15 protein-coding genes are annotated in these 17,821 nt (G+C 72.0%); 9 read left to right on the forward strand and 6 right to left on the reverse strand.

Annotated features, from left to right (window positions below):
• Nucleotides 1–3 precede the first annotated feature (3 nt).
• Together TBIS_RS17470 and TBIS_RS17475 are read left to right on the forward strand one after the other, a co-directional pair.
• Nucleotides 4–645, forward strand: a complete 642-nt coding sequence (locus TBIS_RS17470) for a response regulator transcription factor (RefSeq protein WP_013133726.1) — start codon at nt 4–6, stop codon at nt 643–645.
• Between the two features lie 51 nt (nt 646–696).
• Nucleotides 697–1,104 (forward strand): pyridoxamine 5'-phosphate oxidase family protein, encoded by a 408-nt coding sequence (locus TBIS_RS17475; RefSeq protein ID WP_013133727.1) that lies wholly within the window; start codon nt 697–699, stop codon nt 1,102–1,104.
• Between the two features lie 7 nt (nt 1,105–1,111).
• Here the strand turns inward: TBIS_RS17475 and nhaA are convergent, their stop codons facing one another.
• Complete coding sequence (gene nhaA / locus TBIS_RS17480) at nt 1,112–2,401, reverse strand: Na+/H+ antiporter NhaA (RefSeq protein WP_013133728.1); 1,290 nt, start codon at nt 2,399–2,401, stop codon at nt 1,112–1,114.
• Nucleotides 2,402–2,619: 218 nt separating this feature from the next.
• On the opposite strand from nhaA, the gene TBIS_RS17485 reads away from it, so the two are divergent.
• Nucleotides 2,620–3,333 carry a maleylpyruvate isomerase family mycothiol-dependent enzyme gene (locus TBIS_RS17485; protein WP_013133729.1) on the forward strand — a complete coding sequence of 238 codons (714 nt, stop codon included), beginning with the start codon at nt 2,620–2,622 and terminating at the stop codon, nt 3,331–3,333.
• A 791-nt stretch (nt 3,334–4,124) separates the two neighbouring features.
• Here TBIS_RS17485 and TBIS_RS17490 read toward each other — a convergent pair.
• The 3 genes from TBIS_RS17490 to manA all read right to left on the reverse strand — a co-directional run bounded on the left by TBIS_RS17490 (nt 4,125) and on the right by manA (nt 7,255).
• On the reverse strand, nt 4,125–4,928 hold the full coding sequence (locus tag TBIS_RS17490; protein ID WP_013133730.1) for a CPBP family intramembrane glutamic endopeptidase: 804 nt from the start codon (nt 4,926–4,928) through the stop codon (nt 4,125–4,127).
• A gap of 39 nt (nt 4,929–4,967) precedes the next feature.
• Nucleotides 4,968–6,014, reverse strand: coding sequence for a polysaccharide deacetylase family protein (locus TBIS_RS17495; RefSeq protein ID WP_013133731.1), 1,047 nt, complete (start codon nt 6,012–6,014; stop codon nt 4,968–4,970).
• Nucleotides 6,015–6,145: 131 nt separating this feature from the next.
• A complete protein-coding gene (gene manA, locus TBIS_RS17500) occupies nt 6,146–7,255 on the reverse strand; it encodes a mannose-6-phosphate isomerase, class I (RefSeq protein ID WP_013133732.1) in 1,110 nt (369 codons plus the stop codon).
• Between the two features lie 187 nt (nt 7,256–7,442).
• Here manA and TBIS_RS20140 point away from each other — a divergent pair, with 187 nt between their 5' ends.
• On the forward strand, nt 7,443–7,568 hold the full coding sequence (locus tag TBIS_RS20140; RefSeq protein ID WP_273369713.1) for a hypothetical protein: 126 nt from the start codon (nt 7,443–7,445) through the stop codon (nt 7,566–7,568).
• Nucleotides 7,569–7,640: 72 nt separating this feature from the next.
• Here TBIS_RS20140 and TBIS_RS17505 read toward each other — a convergent pair whose 3' ends face one another.
• Nucleotides 7,641–9,383 carry an ABC transporter substrate-binding protein gene (locus TBIS_RS17505; RefSeq protein WP_013133733.1) on the reverse strand — a complete coding sequence of 581 codons (1,743 nt, stop codon included), beginning with the start codon at nt 9,381–9,383 and terminating at the stop codon, nt 7,641–7,643.
• A gap of 283 nt (nt 9,384–9,666) precedes the next feature.
• Here TBIS_RS17505 and TBIS_RS17510 point away from each other — a divergent pair, with 283 nt between their 5' ends.
• Nucleotides 9,667–10,680: a LacI family DNA-binding transcriptional regulator gene (locus tag TBIS_RS17510; RefSeq protein ID WP_013133734.1), complete on the forward strand. Its 1,014-nt coding sequence runs from the start codon at nt 9,667–9,669 to the stop codon at nt 10,678–10,680.
• 527 nt (nt 10,681–11,207) lie between these two features.
• Entirely contained in the window at nt 11,208–12,614 is a 1,407-nt protein-coding gene (locus TBIS_RS17515; RefSeq protein WP_013133735.1) for an LCP family protein, read from the forward strand.
• 200 nt (nt 12,615–12,814) lie between these two features.
• On the opposite strand, the gene TBIS_RS17520 is transcribed toward TBIS_RS17515, so the two are convergent.
• Nucleotides 12,815–13,684, reverse strand: coding sequence for a hypothetical protein (locus TBIS_RS17520; RefSeq protein WP_013133736.1), 870 nt, complete (start codon nt 13,682–13,684; stop codon nt 12,815–12,817).
• Nucleotides 13,685–14,202: 518 nt separating this feature from the next.
• Between TBIS_RS17520 and TBIS_RS18375 the strand changes: the two genes are divergently transcribed.
• From TBIS_RS18375 to TBIS_RS17535, 3 genes are all read left to right on the forward strand, one after another.
• Nucleotides 14,203–15,648 (forward strand): serine/threonine-protein kinase, encoded by a 1,446-nt coding sequence (locus TBIS_RS18375; protein WP_013133737.1) that lies wholly within the window; start codon nt 14,203–14,205, stop codon nt 15,646–15,648.
• A gap of 383 nt (nt 15,649–16,031) precedes the next feature.
• The gene (locus TBIS_RS17530) at nt 16,032–16,976 is read left to right on the forward strand and encodes an ATP-binding protein (protein WP_013133738.1); all 945 of its coding nucleotides are present in this window, start codon (nt 16,032–16,034) and stop codon (nt 16,974–16,976) included.
• A 223-nt stretch (nt 16,977–17,199) separates the two neighbouring features.
• On the forward strand, nt 17,200–17,586 hold the full coding sequence (locus TBIS_RS17535; RefSeq protein WP_013133739.1) for an SCO5389 family protein: 387 nt from the start codon (nt 17,200–17,202) through the stop codon (nt 17,584–17,586).
• The last annotated feature ends 235 nt before the right edge of the window (nt 17,587–17,821 follow it).

Raw genomic sequence — 17,821 nt, forward strand, 5'->3', positions numbered from 1 at the left:
AGCATGATTCGAGTGTTCCTCGTGGACGACCATGAGGTGGTACGACGCGGGGTCGCCGCCCTGCTGGAGGCCGAACCCGACATCGAGATCGTCGGTGAGGCGGGGACGGTGGAGTCCGCGCTGGCCAGGGTCCCGGCCCTGAAGCCGGACGTGGCGATCCTCGACGTGCGGCTCCCCGACGGCAGCGGGGTCGATCTCTGCCGCGACCTGCGCTCGAAGCTGCCCAACCTGGCGTGCCTGATGCTCACCTCGTACGCGGACGACGAGGCGCTGTTCAACGCGGTGATGGCCGGCGCGGCGGGTTACGTGCTCAAGCAGATCCACGGCTCCGACCTGGTCGGCGCGGTCCGCACCGTGGCGAGCGGGCAGTCGCTGCTCGACCCCGCCACCACGGCGAGCATGCTGCGGCGCCTGCGCGAGCAGGCGGCGAAGAAGGACCCCCTGGCCGCGCTCTCCGACCAGGAGCGGCAGATCCTCGAGCTGATCGGGGAGGGCCTCACCAACCGGCAGATCGGCGAGCGGCTCTTCCTCGCCGAGAAGACGGTGAAGAACTACGTGTCGACCTTACTGAGCAAGCTCAACATGCAGCGGCGCACCCAGGCCGCCGCCCTGGCGGCCCGGCTCAAGGCCGAACGGTCCTTATGATGTGACCTTCGCCTCTAAAAGTGGTCAGACTGAGCAGACAAGCTTGCCGACATGAAGCTCGACTCGGCAGGGCTGGAGATTCTCACCCGGGAGGAGTGTCTCAAACTTCTCGCGAGCACTCCGATCGGGCGGATCGTATTCACCGATCGCGCACTCCCCGCCGTCCAGCCCGTGAACTTCTGCCTGCATGAGGGACTGATCGTCATCCGGACCACGGCCACCTCACGGCTGGCCATGGCCGCGCGGAACACCATCGTGGCCTTCGAGGGCGATCACTTCGACATCGAGACCCGTACCGGGTGGTCGGTGACCGCGGTCGGGCACGCCCGGGGGGTGACCGACCCGGAGGAGCTGGAACGGCTGTCCAAGCTGCCGCTCATCCCGTGGGCACCCGGGGTCCGGGAGCACTACATCGTCATCAGCCCCGAACAGGTCTCCGGCCGGCGTCTGGTCCGGTGACGGCCGGTCACTCCCGGGTGTCCCCCTCTCCATCCGCAGCACCCGCGTGGTGCATCCGCCGATAGACCCGGTTGCGCAGCCGTAGGATCACCGCCGCGAGCAGCACGGCGGCCACGGAACCGCCCAGCACCGCGATCTTGACATCGCCGGCGCGCGCGGTGTCGAGACCGAAGGCCAGCCCGCCGATGAGCAGCGACACGGTGAAGCCGATCCCGGCGAGCACCGACAGGCCGGTCACGTCCGTCCAGGTGATGCCCTCGTCGAGCTCGGCGTGGGTGTACCGCGCCACCAGCCAGGTCGCGGCCATGATGCCGAGGGGTTTGCCCACGACCAGCCCGGCGGCGATCCCGAGCACCACCGGGTCGGTGAACGCGCGCACCAGGCCGTCCAGGCCGCCGAGCGGCACTCCCGCGGCCAGGAACGCGAAGGTCGGTACGGCGACGCCGGCCGAGAGCGGCCGGAACCGGTGCTCCAGGTGCTCGGCCAGGCCGGGGCCGTCCGCGTCGTCCCCGTGCGCCTCGTCGGCGGCGACCGGCACGGCGAAGGCGAGCAGCACCCCGGCGACGGTGGCGTGGACGCCTGAGGCGTGCACCAGCGCCCAGGTCGCCACGGCGAGCGGGAGCAGCAGCCACCAGGAGCTGATCCGCCGCTGCACCAGCACGGCGAAGATCGCGAGCGGCACCAGGGCGGCCGCGAGGAAGGCCACGCTGAGCTTGCTCGTGTAGAAGACGGCGATGATGACGACGGCCAGCAGGTCGTCGACCACGGCCAGGGTGAGCAGGAAGGTGCGCAGCGGGGCGGGCAGGTACCGGCCGATCACCGCGAGCACGGCGAGCGCGAAGGCGATGTCGGTGGCGGTGGGGATCGCCCAGCCGCGGGCCGCGCCCGCGACGTCCCGGGTGACCAGCAGGTAGATCGCGGCGGGGACGATGACGCCGCCGACCGCGGCGGCGACCGGGACCATGGCCTGCCGCAGGTCGCGGAGGTCGCCCGCGACGAACTCGCGTTTGAGCTCCAGCCCGGCCACGAAGAAGAAGATCGCCAGCAGCCCGTCGGCGGCCCAGGTGGCCAGGCTCAGGTGGAGGTGCAGCGCCACGGGTCCGATGGCGAAGGACCGCAGCGCCTCATAGGCGTCCCGCCACGGGGAGTTGGCGAGGATCAGCGCGGCCGTGGCGGCCAGCAGCGCCAGAGCGCCGCCGATGGTCTCCTGGCGGAGGATGTCGGCGATGCGCCGGATCTCCGCCCAGGAACGGCGGAACAGGACCGCGGTGGTGCGCTGGCGGGCAAGGTCGCTCATGTAGTGCTCCGGGTGCCGATATGGGGACGATGGCCACTGCCGACCAGACTTCCCGGCGCACCTCGCCCCATCGTATGCGCCGCGCGCGGCGGCAAGGCGCGCAGGTCCCGGCCGGCGGTCCCCGATCGGGCCGCGGCACGGGTGAGCGGGCACCCGCCCTCGCCGTGCCGGCCCGCGGTGGCACGTGACGGGCGGCGGCACGGGGGTACCGCTCAGGCATGATGCAGGAACCTGAGGCACTGCGCCGGTTCGACCCGTTCGACATCTTCGACACCGAGGCCGAACGGCTCGACCGGTACTTCTCCTCCCTCGACGAGGCGGGCTGGAGCCGGCCGTCGCGGTGCGAGGGATGGAGCGTGCGGGACGTGCTCGCCCACCTCGCCGGAGAGGAGCTGTACAACCAGGCCTGCCTCGACAAGGACCTCGACGGGTTCTACGAGATGCTCGAACGCGAGGGGGTCCAGGGCGGGTTCGACGAGTTCAATCGGTGGTGCGTGCGCAAACGCCGCAGCCTGCCCGTCGATCAGGTGCTCGAAGAGTGGCGGACGCGCAACCGCGACACGCGCCGGCGGATGCGCGAGCTGGGCCGGGACGGCCTGCTCCACACCTCGGTCGGGCCCTACCCGGCGGGGTTGCAGGCCTTCCATTACGCGTCCGAGTACGCCACGCACGCCGACGACGTGGGCGCCCCGGTCGCCGAGGAGGAGTCGGCCCGGCGGCTGGAGTGGCGGGCGGTGTTCGGGCTGGTCGCCCTGGCCGAGCACGGGTCGGCGGCGCGGGTGGAGCGCGCCGATGGCCGGTTCCTGGTCCGCACCGCGGACCGAACCGCGGAGCTGTCCCCGGCGGAGTTCGTGGACGCGACCGTGGCGCGGCTGCCGGCCGGCCACCCGCTCGACCCGGCCCTCCGTTCCGCGCTGCGCTGCCTCGCCTGACCCGGCGACCCCGCTGGCGGCGACCAGCCCGGCGATCACGCATATCGATGGGCTGGGGCCCGCCCCCGGTGGCCGCGCCCGCCACGGGCACCGCCGTGCGGTCGTGCTGCCACCGGAGGCGGGTGGCCCGCCTGAACCGAGGGCCCGGCCGCCGTGGCGGCCGGCTGGGTAATAAGACCGGGCACGCGCCCGGTATCCGGGTGCGCCGGACCGGGTTCCCCCGGGCGAGGGCGCCCGCCACGGCGGGCGCGCCCACCGGGACCGGTCCGGGCGTGATGCGGCGCGCACCGGTCCGTGCCGTCCCGGCCGGACGCCGCGGCAACGGAGCGGCGTGGCCCGCGCTGCCGTACCGCATCGGGCGGGCCTCCCGCCGTGGGCACCCTCCGCGGGCCGGTACGGCGATCCCGCGGACGGCCCTGAGCGGCCGGCCGGGAGAGCGCCGCCCGTACGGACCCCGGCGGGAACGGGGCGTCACCGGCCTGCGCCGGCGCTGCCCCGGCATATCTCCTGGAGCCGGGCGTACCGGCTCGCCAACGCGTTGCAATAACCGCAGCATGCGAATATCCCCACTGATAACGGCTCGTGAGCCGGATTGCCGGGGGGATCCTGACGTGTCGCCCATCCAGCCGTGCAGGCATTTGGAGGCGGCACGTCAACAATGCACCGGGACGGGGCGCAATCGCAATGGGACGCGCCAGTGAACGCTGTTTAGCCTTTGTTAAGCGTTTCTCCAATGAATATGCCCATGAAGGCCGAAGGCCGGTTTATTTGCAAAGCGGCGTCTGCCCAGGTCAAGGCAGCCAATCGACCTTCCCACGCACCAGGCCGTAACCGACGAAGGCGACCACGTCGATGAGCGTGTGCGCGACGACGAGCGGCATTGCCCGCCCCCAGCGCTGATAAAGCCGCCCGAACACCACGCCCATCGCCACATTCCCGAGGAATCCCCCGAGCCCTTGATAAAAGTGGTACGAGCCGCGGAGCACGGCGGACACCGCGACGGCGCGCCACGGATGCCAGCCGCATTGCGCGAGCCGGTGCAGCAGATATCCGGCGACGAGCACCTCCTCCAGCACGCCGTTCTGCGCCGCCTCGGCGAGCAGGACGGGCACCCGCCACCACACGTCGGGCAGGGCGTCCGGCACCACGGTGAGGTTGATCCCGGACCGCACGGCCGCGATGTAGAACACCAGCCCGCTGCCGCCGATGGCCGCGGCGAGCACGGCGCCCCGCGCGAGGTCACGGCCCGGTTCGCGGGCGTCGACCCCGAGGGTCCGCAGCGACTCCCCGGACCGGACGAGCAGGTAGGCGACGAGCCCGACCGGGGCAAGGTTGATCAGGATCGAGGCGACGTGGAGGGCGAGGTCGAGCCACGGGCGGCCGGGCGCGAGCGAACCGACGACCACGGCGCGCTGCCCCGGCAGCTCGTCCGGGGCGGTGAGCGCGCCGATGAACCGGATCAGCGCGATCAGCGCGCTCGCCCCGAGCGAGACGCCGAACACGACGACGAGCTCGGCCGCGATGAGCCGCCGGGTCAGGCCGGCCGGTCCGCCGCCCACCACCGTGGCGGCCGGGCGGGAGGGGTCATCGTTCATGGCCGCAGGTTAACCCGCGCCCCGGGCCCGCCCGGCACGTCAGTACGGCAGGGCCCGGGAGGCGTAGGCGGGCGCGGCGAACGGCGCCTTGAACTTCGGGAAGGCGACCGTGTTCGGGTTGCCGTCCGAGGTGTACCGCTCGCTCGGGTTGGCCTTGAGCCAGTCGAGCCAGGCGGCCGAGCAGAACTGCTTGCAGTCCCCGACCTTCTCCTTCGACCGGATGCGCGGGATCCCCGTGGGGTCGAAGTCCTTGCTGAACGGCGAGGCCGCCGGGGTGTACCCGGCGAGGAAGGCGCCGTACAGCTTGTACTCGCCGGACTTCGCCTTCCCCTGCAGCGCCCACTCCTTCTTGCTCGGCTGGTTGCCGTACGGCAGGGCGAGGGTCACCGGCGGGGTGTTGATCAGCTCGGTGACCATGGCCTGGCCGGCCGCGATCGCCTCGGCCACCTGTTCCCGTGACTTGCCGAGCAGGTTGACGTGGTCCTTGGTGTGGTTCCCGATGTCGAACCCGTGGTCCTTGAGCCACTGCAGGACCTGCATCTGCTCTTCCTTGCGGGTCTTGCCGAAGAGGTCACGGGTGACGAAGAAGGTGGCGACCGGACGGAAGTGCGGGTACTTCTTGGCGACGTCGAGCAGGATGCCGACCGCGGAGTCCGGCAGCGGGTTGCCCATGCCGTCCAGGGCGACCTGGGACGGCGAGGCGTCGTCGAAGGTGAGCACGACGGGGTGCATCCCGGCCGGGATGTCGATCTTCCCGGTGACGTACTCGGCCGCGGTGATCGGCACGTACTTCTCGGCGGCGAGCCGTTCCAGCTCGGCGCGGAACTGCTCGGGGCTGAGGTCGTCACCCGGGGGCGGGTTCTTCACCACCCGGTGGTACATGATCACCGGGATCTGGCCGAGCTCGTTGGCCTTCACCCGGGCCGCAGCCGCCATAGCCGCCTTGCGCGCGTTGGCCTCGGCGGCCATCTTCTTGGCCTGGACCTGCGGATCCTCCCTCTTGGCCGCGTCGTCTCCCCCGGACGAGCAGGCGGCGGCGAGAGTCAGGCACACCAGCCCCAGGCCGGCAACCCGGATGCGTCCCATGTCCTCCCCCTCGTCGGGCCGCGGTTGACGATGCGTCACTCGTACCCGGACGGCACGGCGTAATCACAGAACGTATGACAAACAACACGCTCGGTGAATCTCCGCGGCCCTTACCGAGGCCAGGACGCGGGTCAGACCTGGGGTTCCACGCAGAACGCGGTTCCGTCCACGGCGATGGTGACGTCGCCGTCGGAGGCGGGGATGAACACCGACTCGCCGGGGCCCAGCTTCAGCTCCGCGGCGTGCGCGGCGCCCACCTCGGCCACCCCCTCGGTGCAGAGCACGATCCGCGGCACGCCGCCGGCGAGCTCCCGGCGCCGGCCGGACGTGACCAGGCGGAGCAGGAACTCGGGGCAGGGCGGGATGAACGCGCCGTCCACCGCGGTGACCGGCAGCGGCTGGGCGTCGGCCCGGGTGACGCGCAGCAGCTCGGGCACGTCGATCCGCTTCCCGGTGAGCCCGGCCCGGAGCACGTTGTCCGAGCAGGCCATGACCTCCACGCCGAAACCGCTCAGGTAGCAGTGGAGCACGCCCGCGCCGAGGAAGAGCGTCTCGCCTGGGGCGAGCTCGTGGCGGCGGAGCAGCAGCGGGGCGAGCACGGCCGGGTCCTCCGGGTACTGCCGGGCGAGCCGCACCACGAGCGCGTAGTCGGGGTGGTGGACCGAGGAGGCGGCCCAGACCACGGCTTCGACCAGCCGCCGCCGCGGCTGGGGCGTCTCGAGCAGCACCCGGAGCGCGCCGATCAGGTCCCCGTCCTCCAGGCGGGCGACGACCGGCCGGAGCTCCGGCACGTGCAACCGGTCGATCATCGTGGCGGCCTGCTCCGGCGAGCGGAACCCGGCGAGCCCGGTGAACGGGGTGAGCGCGTAGATCAGCTCGGGCTTGTGCCACGGGTCGGAGTAGTTCGCGTCCCCCCGCGCGTACCCGGCGGCGGCCTGGCCGGCGTCCGGGTGGACCTGCAGGGAGAGCGGCCGCTCCACCGCGATCAGCTTCATCAGGTACGGCAGGCGCTCCCCGAACCGTTCGATCACCTGGTCGCCGAGCATCCCGGCCGGGTCGGCGGCGACCGCGTCGGCCAGGGTGAGCTCGGTCCCGTCCCGGACCAGCGTCGACGACCCGGACGGGTGGGCGCCGAACCACATCTCGGCCTCGGGTCCGGTGGCCTGTCGCCCGGTGAGCGCCGCGATGGCGGTACGGGAGCCCCAGGGGTAATCCTTGATCGGATTGGTCAGCAGATCCACAGTGTCCTCGCTCCGGCGGGCCGTCGGCTGGACGGCTCGGGGGTCAGGGGCGCGCCTCGTTCACGCACCTCAGCACCGGATACCTGACGAGCGCGTCCGGATCAAGACCGTACCCTGTGACGTGGCAGATCGCCGTCTCTCCCGGCGGCAAGCCCGGAAAGGCCGGCGTGGTGAGCCCGCATCGCCGGTGAGCCCGCATCGCCTCCACCGCCGCGGGCTCGGCGACGTCCGCCCGGAGAGCCTGCTCTGCAGCGGGTCGCCGGGCGGGAACCTGGGGATCATCCGGTCGATCGTGACCGCGGCGACGAGGTGAGCCCGTAGCCGGGCGGCCGCCTGCCGAAGCAGCGACGCGCGATCCGGTCGCCGGGACGCGCCCCTTGATGGCTCAGCCCGCCGCCGGCCGGAGCTCGGTCAGCATGAGGAGGCCGCCCATCTCCATCCAGTCCCGCCACATGCTCGGAGCGTGCTTGGGGGCTCCCATCGCCTCGGACGGCCAGTTCGTCCAGACCGCGCTGGTCATCTGCGCCCACAGCCCGTTGTACCAGAGCGGGATGATCGGCATCTCCCGGAGGTGGATCTCCTGGAGCCGGGAGATGATCCGCTTCATCCCCTCGACGTCGTCGGTCCGGACGCCGTCGAGCTCCCGGACCAGCCGCCAGGCCTGCTTGTTCTCGTACCGGCCGAAGTTCGCCGTGGTCTGCTGCTTGCGCACCGGCAGGCGGAAGATGAAGTCGTAGTACCGCCACGGGGTGCTGGCGAGCTGGCGGTCGTTGTTGAGGACCATGTCGAACTTGCCGGAGTTGCGGGCGTCGACGAGCGCGTTGTAGTCGGGGAACTCCGGCTCGAGGTTGATCCCGGCCCCCTTGGCGCCCTCGCTGATCACCCGGGCGGCCTCCATCCAGTCGGTCCACCCGGCCGGCACGGCGATCTTGAGCGCGATCTTCGCCCCGCTGGGCGACTCCATGAAGCCGTCCCCGTCCCGGTCCCGGTAGCCGGCGTCGATGAGCAGCTCCTTCGCCTTGGCCGGGCTGTAGAAGAAGCCGAGCCGGTTCACCACGTCCTGGTCGATGTACTTGCTCCACTGCGGGAGGAGCCCGGTCGGGTTCGCCGCCTGCACCAGGTTCTGGTACACGCCCTCGACGATCTTCCTGGTGTCGATGGCGTGGGCGAGCGCCCTCCGGAACACCGGGTCGTCCATCGGCTTCTTCTTGGTGTTCATCACCAGCCAGGCCGTGTTCGCGGCGAGCATGTACGGCGGCCGGTTGTAGTAGGTCTGGAGGCCGAAGTCACCGGTGACCAGGTTGGCGACGCCCGGGAGGAAGTTGTTGCTCAGGTCGAGGTGCTTCTGGAGCAGCCAGTCCATCGCCACCTCGTTGCTCGAGTTGACGATGTCCACGATGTACTTGGGCGCGACCCGCTTGCCGATCACCTTGGTCGCCCACCAGCCGTCCCGGCGCACCCAGACCATGCGGTCCTGGTCGTGCGAGTGGTAGGCGTACGGCCCGGTGCCGATGGGGTTCTCGTTGGCGCCGTTCATCACCTCCTCCTCGGACCGGACCTCCCACAGGTGCTTGGGCACGATCGCCCGGCTGTAGAGGTGGGTCGACCACTCCTGGTGGTTGGCCTCAGTGAAGGTGAACCTGACCGTGTGCTGGTCCACCGCCTCGGCCCGCGCCAGCCACTCCCAGAGCTGGTGGTAGGGGACGGTCTCCAGCTTGCCGAGCTCGAAGGTGAAGACCACGTCCTCGGCGGTGAACGGCTCGCCGTCCGCCCAGGTGATGCCCTTCCGGAGCTTGAGGGTGTACTCCTTCTCCCCGGTCCAGGAGCCGCTCTCGGCGAGCCACGGGATGAGCCGGTCGATGCTCGGGTCGTAGAGGAAGAGGGTCTCGTAGACGAGGCCCTTCGTCCCGGTGGCGAAGTCCCATTCCCGGAGCGGGTTCCAGTTCGCCGGTGGCCCCCACTGCGTGCCGCTGGTGTAGAGGGTCTCGTGCCGGGGGAGCGATTCTCCGCCCGGCACCGCGGCGGCCGCCGGTGCCGGGGATCGCGCGGGCGTCTCGGCCCCGCCCGTGCACGCCGTCAGGAGGCCGACCGCGAGGAGCGGTATCAGCAACCGCACTCGGCTCCGCATCCAGACTCTCCTTTCGCACCCGGGAGCCGGTCGTCATAGCGCCAGAACGGACCCCGACGCCGCCGCGGAGCCCGGGGCCGGGCTCCGCCGGCCGGTCCTGCCGCCACACCTCCCGAGATACGGTCGACTCACCGCGCTTTCCGCTGCGCTGAACCGAATAAGTACCGCGAAACGTAAGAGCCGGGGATCTACCTGTCAATACCTCCCGCGGTCCGCTGGGGCCGGCGCAGGATGGCGTGTTAGCGTGTCCGGGAAGATCTTGACCGGTTCAGTCAGGGGGAGCGTGAAAAGGCCGACCATCGCGGACATCGCCCGCCGGGCCGGGGTCTCCAAAGGCGCGGTCTCTTATGCCCTCAACGGGCGGCCGGGGGTATCCGAGGCGACCCGGGCGCGCATCCTCGCCATCGCCAAGGAGCTCGGCTGGCGGCCGAGCCTCGCCGCCCGGGCCCTCACCGGCGCCCGGGCGCACGCGATCGGGCTCGTGCTCTGCCGGCCGGCGCGCGTCCTCGGCATGGAGCCGTTCCTCATGGAGCTGATCAGCGGCATCGAGGCCGAGCTCTCCGCCCGCTCGTACGCGCTGCTCCTCCGGGTGGTCTCCGACCACCGGGCCGAGCTGGCCGTCCACCGCCGCTGGTGGGGGGAGGGACGGGTGGACGGCGCCTTCCTCGTCGACCTGCACGTCGACGACCCGCGGGTGCCGGAGATCGAGATGCTCGGCATGCCGGCCGTGGTGATCGGCCACCCCTCGGCCGCCGGATCCCTCGTGCCGGTCTGGTCCGACGACGGCGCCGCGGTGGAGGAGACCGTGGCCTACCTGGCCGCCCTCGGCCACCGGCGCATCGCCCGGGTCGCCGGCCTGCCCCGGCTCGTGCACACCGTGATCCGCGACCGGGCGTTCGAGGAGACCTGCCGCCGGCTCGGTGTGACCGAGCGGTCCATCATCCACACCGACCACACCGGGACCGAGGGCGCGCGGGCCACCCGCCGCCTGCTCAGCTCGCCCGACCGGCCGACCGCGATCGTGTACGACAACGAGATCATGGCGGTGGCCGGGCTCTCGGTCGCCCAGGAGCTGCGGATCGACGTGCCCTCCGAGCTCTCCATCGTCGCCTGGGACGACTCGCCGCTCTCCCAGGTGGTCCGGCCGCCGCTCACCGGGCTCACCCGGGACATCCCCGCGTACGGCGCGCACGCGGCACGGCGGCTGCTCGAGCTCATCGACACCGGGACCGCGGAGCCGTACGAGGACGAGGCCCCCCGGCTCACCCCGCGGGGCAGCACCGCGCCGATCGGCTGATCCGCCCGCGGCCTGGACGGTCGATACCCGCGCAGGTACGGGCTCGGGCGCGCTCCGCTGGCGGGGTGCGGTGCGGCAGTCGATACGCGCGCAGGTACGGGCGGGACGGCGGCGGCCACACGCTCACCGGCGGTCGATCCGCGCGCGCAGGTACGCGCGTACCTGCGCGCGCCCGCGTGCATGCCGGGAGCGGCGGGAAGCCCAGGCCCGGTACCGGGCCACCCGCGCGCCCGGGTGGGCGCCGGCCCCCTACGGCCGGGGAGAGACGAGGCCACCTGCGCGCGTCCGGGTGGGCGCCGGGTGCGCGCCGGCCCGGCCGGGCGCCCGACGGACTCGTTCGAGCGCCCCAGTGGGCGCCGGGGACGTCGGGCTGCGAGACGAGTGACGTCTCGCGCCCGCTGGGCGCCGGTTCCGCCGGCAAGAGCGCGGAACCCGGGATACTGAGGGAAGATCGCTACACTTGCTCCGGTTCACCGCTGCCGGCCATCGCCGGGGTGAACCCCGGCCCGACCCCAGGAGCAGGACACGTGGGTCCCACCGACACCCCGCAGGAATCGTCCGTGGACGACACCGCGCGACCGGCCCGGCCGGTGCCGAAGTGGCGTTCCTGGCTGTACGTGGCGCTCTCGGGCGTCCTCGGGGTGGTCATGGGCGGGGTGACCTTCCTGGTCGGCGGGGTCGCCAAGCTGAGCGGCAACGTCAAGCACGAGGAGGTCGGGGACCTCGGGGCGCGCCCAACCAAGATCGGTAAGGCGCTGAACATCCTGATCGTCGGCTCCGATCAGCGCAGGGGCGCGAACGCCAAGTACGGCCGGACCCCCGGCGAGCGCACCGACACCATCCTCCTCGCCCACATCCCGGCGAGACGGGACGGCCTCCTGCTGATCAGCTTCCCGCGGGACTCGCTGGTCCGGCTCCCCGCGTGCCGGGCGACGAAGAACTTCCCCGGCCAGCCCGCGCACGTCGGCATGATCAACGAGTCGTTCAACAACGGCGGCATCACGTGCACGTGGCGGACGATCGAGTCGCTCACCGGCATCCACATCGACCACTTCGTGAAGGTGGACTTCACCGGCTTCAAGTCGATGGTGGACGCCCTCGGCGGGGTGGAGGTCTGCCTCCCCACGCCGATCAACGACCCGAAGGCGATGCTCCGCCTCCCGGCCGGCAAGCAGGTCCTCAACGGTGAGCAGGCGCTCGGCTACGTCCGGGCGCGGTACACCCTCGGCGACGGTTCCGACATCGGCCGCATCCAGCGCCAGCAGATGTTCCTCGCCTCGGTGGCGAAGAAGGCGCTCAGCGGCGACATGCTCACCGACCCGGCCACGCTCTACCGGTTCCTCGACGCGGTGACGAAGTCGGTGACCACCGACCCCGGCCTCGACCTCAACGTGATGAAGGACCTCGCGCTGAGCCTCAAGGACATCACCGCGGACCGGATCCGGTTCGTGACCACGCCGTGGCGCTACTCGCTCACCAACCCCGGACGGGTCGAATGGGTGCAGCCGCAGGCGAACCGGCTGTTCCGGATGGTCGCCGAGGACAGGGTCACCGGCCCGATCAAGGGCGGCGAGCAGCGGATCCCGAAGTCGCAGATCCACATCGTGGTGCAGAACGGCACGGGCCGGAGCGGGCTCGCCACCGCGGTGGCCGCCCAGCTCGAGCAGCGCGGCTACCACATCCTCAAGGTCGGGAACGCCGCGGCGCCGTACCAGAAGACCGTGATCAAGTACTCGCCGAACGGGGCGACCCGGGCGCCGCGGCTGTACCGCGAGCTGCAGCAGACGACCACGCGCCTGGTGCGCGGTGCCCGCACCCGGGCGCTGGTGCTGGTCATCGGCGCCGACTGGCAAGGGCTGCGGCCGACCAGGGCCGTGACGGACGTGGAGGGCTTCACCGCCACCCACGACACCTGCACCGCGACCGCGACCTGACCCGGCGGGTCACGCGGCCTGGACGCGGAAGGTCACCGCGGACCGAAAGCGGCAGGGCACCGCGGCCTGAACGCGGCCCGGACCCGGCCCGGCGTGCCCGGGACCGGCGCTCACCCGCACCGCGGGTGCCCGGGCGAGCGCGCCGCGGTGCCGGGCCCGGCGTGCGCAAGGGTGGACCGGGTCCTCAGGCGCGCGGCCGGTCAGCGACGGCCGAACAACCAGTCGAAGAGGCCACCGCCGCCACCGCTGGACTTGTCCTCCTCGTTGTCCTGCGGGACCTCGACCGGCTCCTCGGCGGGCTCCTCGATCTGCTCGTCCCCGGTGTGGGCGTCGTCGATCTGCAGCCGCGACGGCTCGGTCCTGCCCTGCTGGGTGGTGGTCGGCCGTGACTCCGGCGACGGCCGGCCGGTGGTGTCCCGGGACGGGACGGGTCGCTCCGTGCGCGGGACCACGGGCGCGGTCGTGGCCGGCGAGGTGAGCGTGGGCTCGGGAGTGGGCTCGGGCTCGGCGGGGAACTCCTCGTCCGGTTCGGGCTCCGTGTCCTCGTCCGCGATCGCGTCCTCCGGGGCGTCCGAGGCCGCCGAAGAGGTCACGGACGACACCTTGTCGGCCGGGCAGTCGTCCGCGCACGCCTCCGGCTGTCCCACGTAGACGATGAGCGCGCCGATCACACCCACGGCCGCGACCAGGATCCCGCCGACCTTGAGGAGCGTCCGGCTGCGCCGGGGCGGCTCCTCGTCCTCGTACTCATCGGGGTCCGAGCGCCAGCCGGAGCCGAGGAAACCCTTCGTGGCATGATCGTCACAGCCGAGATCGACGCGGGCGGTATCGGCCGGGCGGTGCTCCGGGCTCTGCTCGGTGTGGTCCGCGAGCAGGTCACCGCTGTCGTCGTACGCCTCGGGCGAGTGGTGCGCGCGGGCGTGCCGCGTGCCGTCCGCGGTGGCCGCGCCGGTCTCCCCGTGGTCACCGGCCTCGTCGGAGTACCGCCAGTCGCCGTCGTTCTGAAGGAGGTACCGTCGGACCAGGGGGTCGGCCTCATTTCGGAAATCGTGGCGATCTGAATCGGCCATGGAGGTCCTTCCTCTCGCACCGCGTGGTGCCGGCTGCTTCGGTCCCCCGTCGACTTCCCGAACGCTTCCAGCGCCACGGGGCCGGCGACCATCCCGGCGCATCTCCACAAGTGCTAGTCAACAAGTATCACAACTAACTTAACTCCCATCACACCAGCATCATGCATGACTCCTCTTCGTAACGCCTGCCGAAACACCCGAATCCGGACAGCTCCTTACGGCGACCGCCCGATGGCACGGTCCATCACCGACCGGTGATCGTTTCGGTCGCCGGACGCGGGCCGGCCGGCGACCGGCGAGCGTGCGCTCAGGGACCGATAACGGTGGCCCAAGTGACCGAAACACGGGCCTGGCGGCCGCCGCCGCCTCATCCGGCCGCGCGGGCGCCGGGACGGCGGCCCCGAAGATCCACGGACCGCATCTGATTGATGACTGCTTGGGGGACTTTTCACATTCGCCCCAGCAGATATGGAAGACTCCGCTTGCAGGGATAATCGCCCGGCATAAAGGCAGGCGGGATGGGTACTGCGGGGCAGCTCGTCGTCAAGCGGTATCGCCTGGTGCGCGCCCACGGCCACGGTGCCATGGGCATCGTCTGGGAAGGCCATGACACGCTCCTCGACCGGCCGGTCGCGGTGCGGGAGGTCCTCCTCCCGGTCACCCTCGCCGAGTCCAAACGGCTGCTGCTCACCCAGCGCCTCGCCAAGGAGGCCCGGCAGGCCGAGCGGCTGCGCCATCCGAACGCCGCCGCCGTCTACGACGTGGCCGAGGAGGACGGCACCCTCTACGTGGTGATGGAGCCCGTGCAGGCGCGCTCGCTCGAGGGGATCGTCAAGGACGACGGTCCGCTCTCCCCCGAGCGGGCCGCGCAGATCGGCCGGAGGCTCCTCTCCGTGCTCACCCACGCGCACTCCCTCGGGGTACGGCACGGCGACGTGCGGCCGGTCAACGTGCTCATCGGGCACGACGGCCGGGTCGTCCTCACCGACTTCGGCACCGCGCCGCTCGCCGCCGACCCGGCGTTCGCCCCCGGCAACCGGCGGATGCAGGCCTACCTCGCCCCGGAGCGCAAGGACACCGAACCCACGCCCGCGGCGGACCTGTGGTCGCTCGGCGCCACCCTCCACTACGCCGTCACCGGCACTCCCCCGGACCCGGCCGCGCGCTCCCACGACGAGGTGCCCGTTCCCCTCCGCCCGGTGGTGAACGGGCTGCTCGCCCGCGACCCCAAGAAGCGCCTCGACCCGCAGGAGGCGGACCGGTTGCTCGCCGCGCTGGAGCCGGCCCAGCCCGCGCCCGCCCCGCCCCGGCGGGCGGGCCGTACCCGGAGGATCGCCGCCATCGCCGGGATCACCGCGGGGACCGTGGTGGTCGCCGCGGCCGCCGGCTGGGTGCTGGCGTGGCCGTGGTCCAGCGACGCCACGCCGACCGTGGTCGCGGAGAGCAGCCGGCCGGCCGTGAGCCCCTCCCCGGTCCCGTCGCCCACCGGGCCGTCCGCGCTCCGGCTCACCTGGTACCGGTCCCCCGCGGGCTGGCGTGCCGCCGTACCGAGGGGGTGGACCCGCCAGCAGGACGGCGAGTTCGCCATGGTGTGGATCGATCCGAAGGGGCGGGCCAACCTCCGGATCGAGGTCACCGCCCAGCGCGGCACCGACGCCCTCGCCGCGCTCCGCGAGGCCGAGGCGATCCTCGAGCCCACGGTGAAGGGCTACCGGTCGATCCGGCTCACCACGGCGGCGAGCAAGTACGGCGACGCCGCGGACTGGGAGTTCACCTGGACCCAGCGCACGTCCTCTCCGGACTCCCTGCTGAAGCGGGGCGTCGCCTACCACCAGCTCCGGCGGGTGATCTCGACGGCGAACACCACCGGGGTGCTCACCTGGACCACGAAGGCCGAGGAGTGGGAGCGGATGCGCCCCACGCTGACCAAGCTCCTCTCGCTCTTCCGCCCCGCGGCCGAGTGATCGTCTCCGCCGGCCCGCCGGCCTGCCCGGCCGCGGGCTGATTCGGTCCGTCCGCCGGCCGGTCGGGCCGTCAGCCGGTTGGCTCTCCGATCGGGCTGGCCGCCGGCCCGGGCCGGGCCGATCAGGCCGGCCCCACACCGATCAGATTCGCGCCGCCCGATCGGCTCCGCGCCACGCAGCCGTGGTGATCAGGCTCTGGGCGTCCGGCCGCCCATCGGTTCGCCGCTCGCTCGCCCCACCTCCCTCTCAGACGCCCCTCGAAGGCCGGCTCCGGCCCGTGCCATCCACAGATCCCGCGTCTTGCCCGCGCGTGCCGCCGCGTTGTGCCATCATTGGACCAGCGCAAAAATGATAACGGTTTTCATCATCACTCAGGGGGGCGCATGCGGGTAGCGTTCGTCGGCAAGGGAGGGAGCGGCAAGACCACGCTGTCGTCGCTCTTCGCCCGCTACGCGGCCGCGCACGGCCCGGTGGTCGCGATCGACGCCGACATCAACCAGCACCTCGGCCTCGTGCTCGGGGCCCCGGAGACGCCGCCTCCGCTCGGCGGCATGCTCACCGAGATCAAGGAGTACCTCCGCGGCGACAACCCGCGGATCAAGGACGCCGCCTCGATGGTGAAGACGACCCCGCCGGGCCGTGGATCCCGGCTGATCACCATCGACGACCCGTTCTTCCCCTCCTGCCGGGTCGACGGGGTCAGGCTCATGGTCACCGGCCCGTTCGCCGAGGACGACCTGGGCGTGGCCTGCTACCACTCGAAGGTCGGCGCCGTCGAGCTGTACCTCAACCACCTGATCGACGGGCCGGGCGAGTACGTGGTGGTGGACATGACCGCCGGCGCGGACTGCTTCGCCTCGGGGCTGTTCACCCGGTTCGACCTCATCTACCTGGTCGCCGAGCCCACCCTCCAGGGCGTCGGGGTCTACCGCCAGTTCCAGCAGTACGCCGCCGACTACGACGTGGCCATCTCAGTGGTCGGCAACAAGATCCAGTCGCCCGGGGACGTCGAGTTCCTCCGCGCGCACGTCGGCGACGACCTGCTCACCTGGTTCGAGCACTCGGCGGCCATCCGGGCCCTGGAGCAGGGCCGGCCTTTCACCCTCGATGACCTGGAGCCGGGCAACGTCCAGGCGCTCGGCGTGCTCCTCAGCACCCTCGACGCGCGGCCCAAGGACTGGGAGAAGTTCGGCAGGCAGGCGATCGAGTTCCACATCAAGAACGCCAAGGCCTGGGCGAACCGGGCGGTCGGCGCGGACCTCACCGCGCAGATCGACCCCGAGTTCGTGTTCGGTCCCACGCTGTCGGCCGCGGGCTCCGGCCGCTGAGGCCCGGCGCCCGGTAGGAGCGTCCGTCCGCCATCCCATGGCGCACGGACACCCGCCGCCCACGGGGAGTGCGGACATCCCGCCCAGTGGGCGCGAAGACCCACCGCCCTCCGGAAACGCGGACATCCGCCCTGTGGACGCGAAGACCCATCGCCCTCCGGGAACGCGGACATCCGCCGTCCCGATGACATCGGCATCCCTGCCCGAGGAGAGGAGAGTCCTCATGTCGCTGACCGTCCCCAACGACCTGCTGGAGCGGGCCCGCGCCGGTGAGGTCGACGACGAGTCGTTCCTCGCCTGCGTCCGCGACTCCCTGCCGTACGCCTGGGAGACGATCTGCAGGCTGGTCGAGGAGCGGAAGCGGACCGGCGCCCCGTTCGCCGACAACCAGGTCCCCCCGCCGGACGAGACCGCCCGCGGCCAGCTGCTCCGCTGCATGGCGAGCGACGCGATGCGCGGCGCGATCGAGCGTCACTTCGGGGTACGGCTGGCCTTCCAGAACTGCCACCGGGTGGCCGTCTTCGACCCGGCGGCCACCGCCGCCTACGCGGAGTTCACCTCACCGCGGGCCCAGCTGCTCAACCAGAGCCCCGAGCTCGTCGACTGCTAGCGGCCGGCGCGCCTCCCCGCGGAGCGCGCCGGTAGCGGCCCGCCGGGTTCGCGGGCCGGCGCGTGGGCCGGGACTTCGCGGGCCGGCGCATGGGCCGGGACGGCGTACCGGCCGGCCTCCCAGGCCCGCCTTCCGGACGACGGCCGGGCCGGTCGGGGGTTCCGCACCATGCACCCATGGAAAGCCCGATCGCCCGGCGTCGAGAGGCGTGCGCCGGGCGATCGGGTCGCAGACG

Origin of the sequence: Thermobispora bispora DSM 43833 (assembly GCF_000092645.1) — a bacterium.
Taxonomy (GTDB): domain Bacteria; phylum Actinomycetota; class Actinomycetes; order Streptosporangiales; family Streptosporangiaceae; genus Thermobispora; species Thermobispora bispora.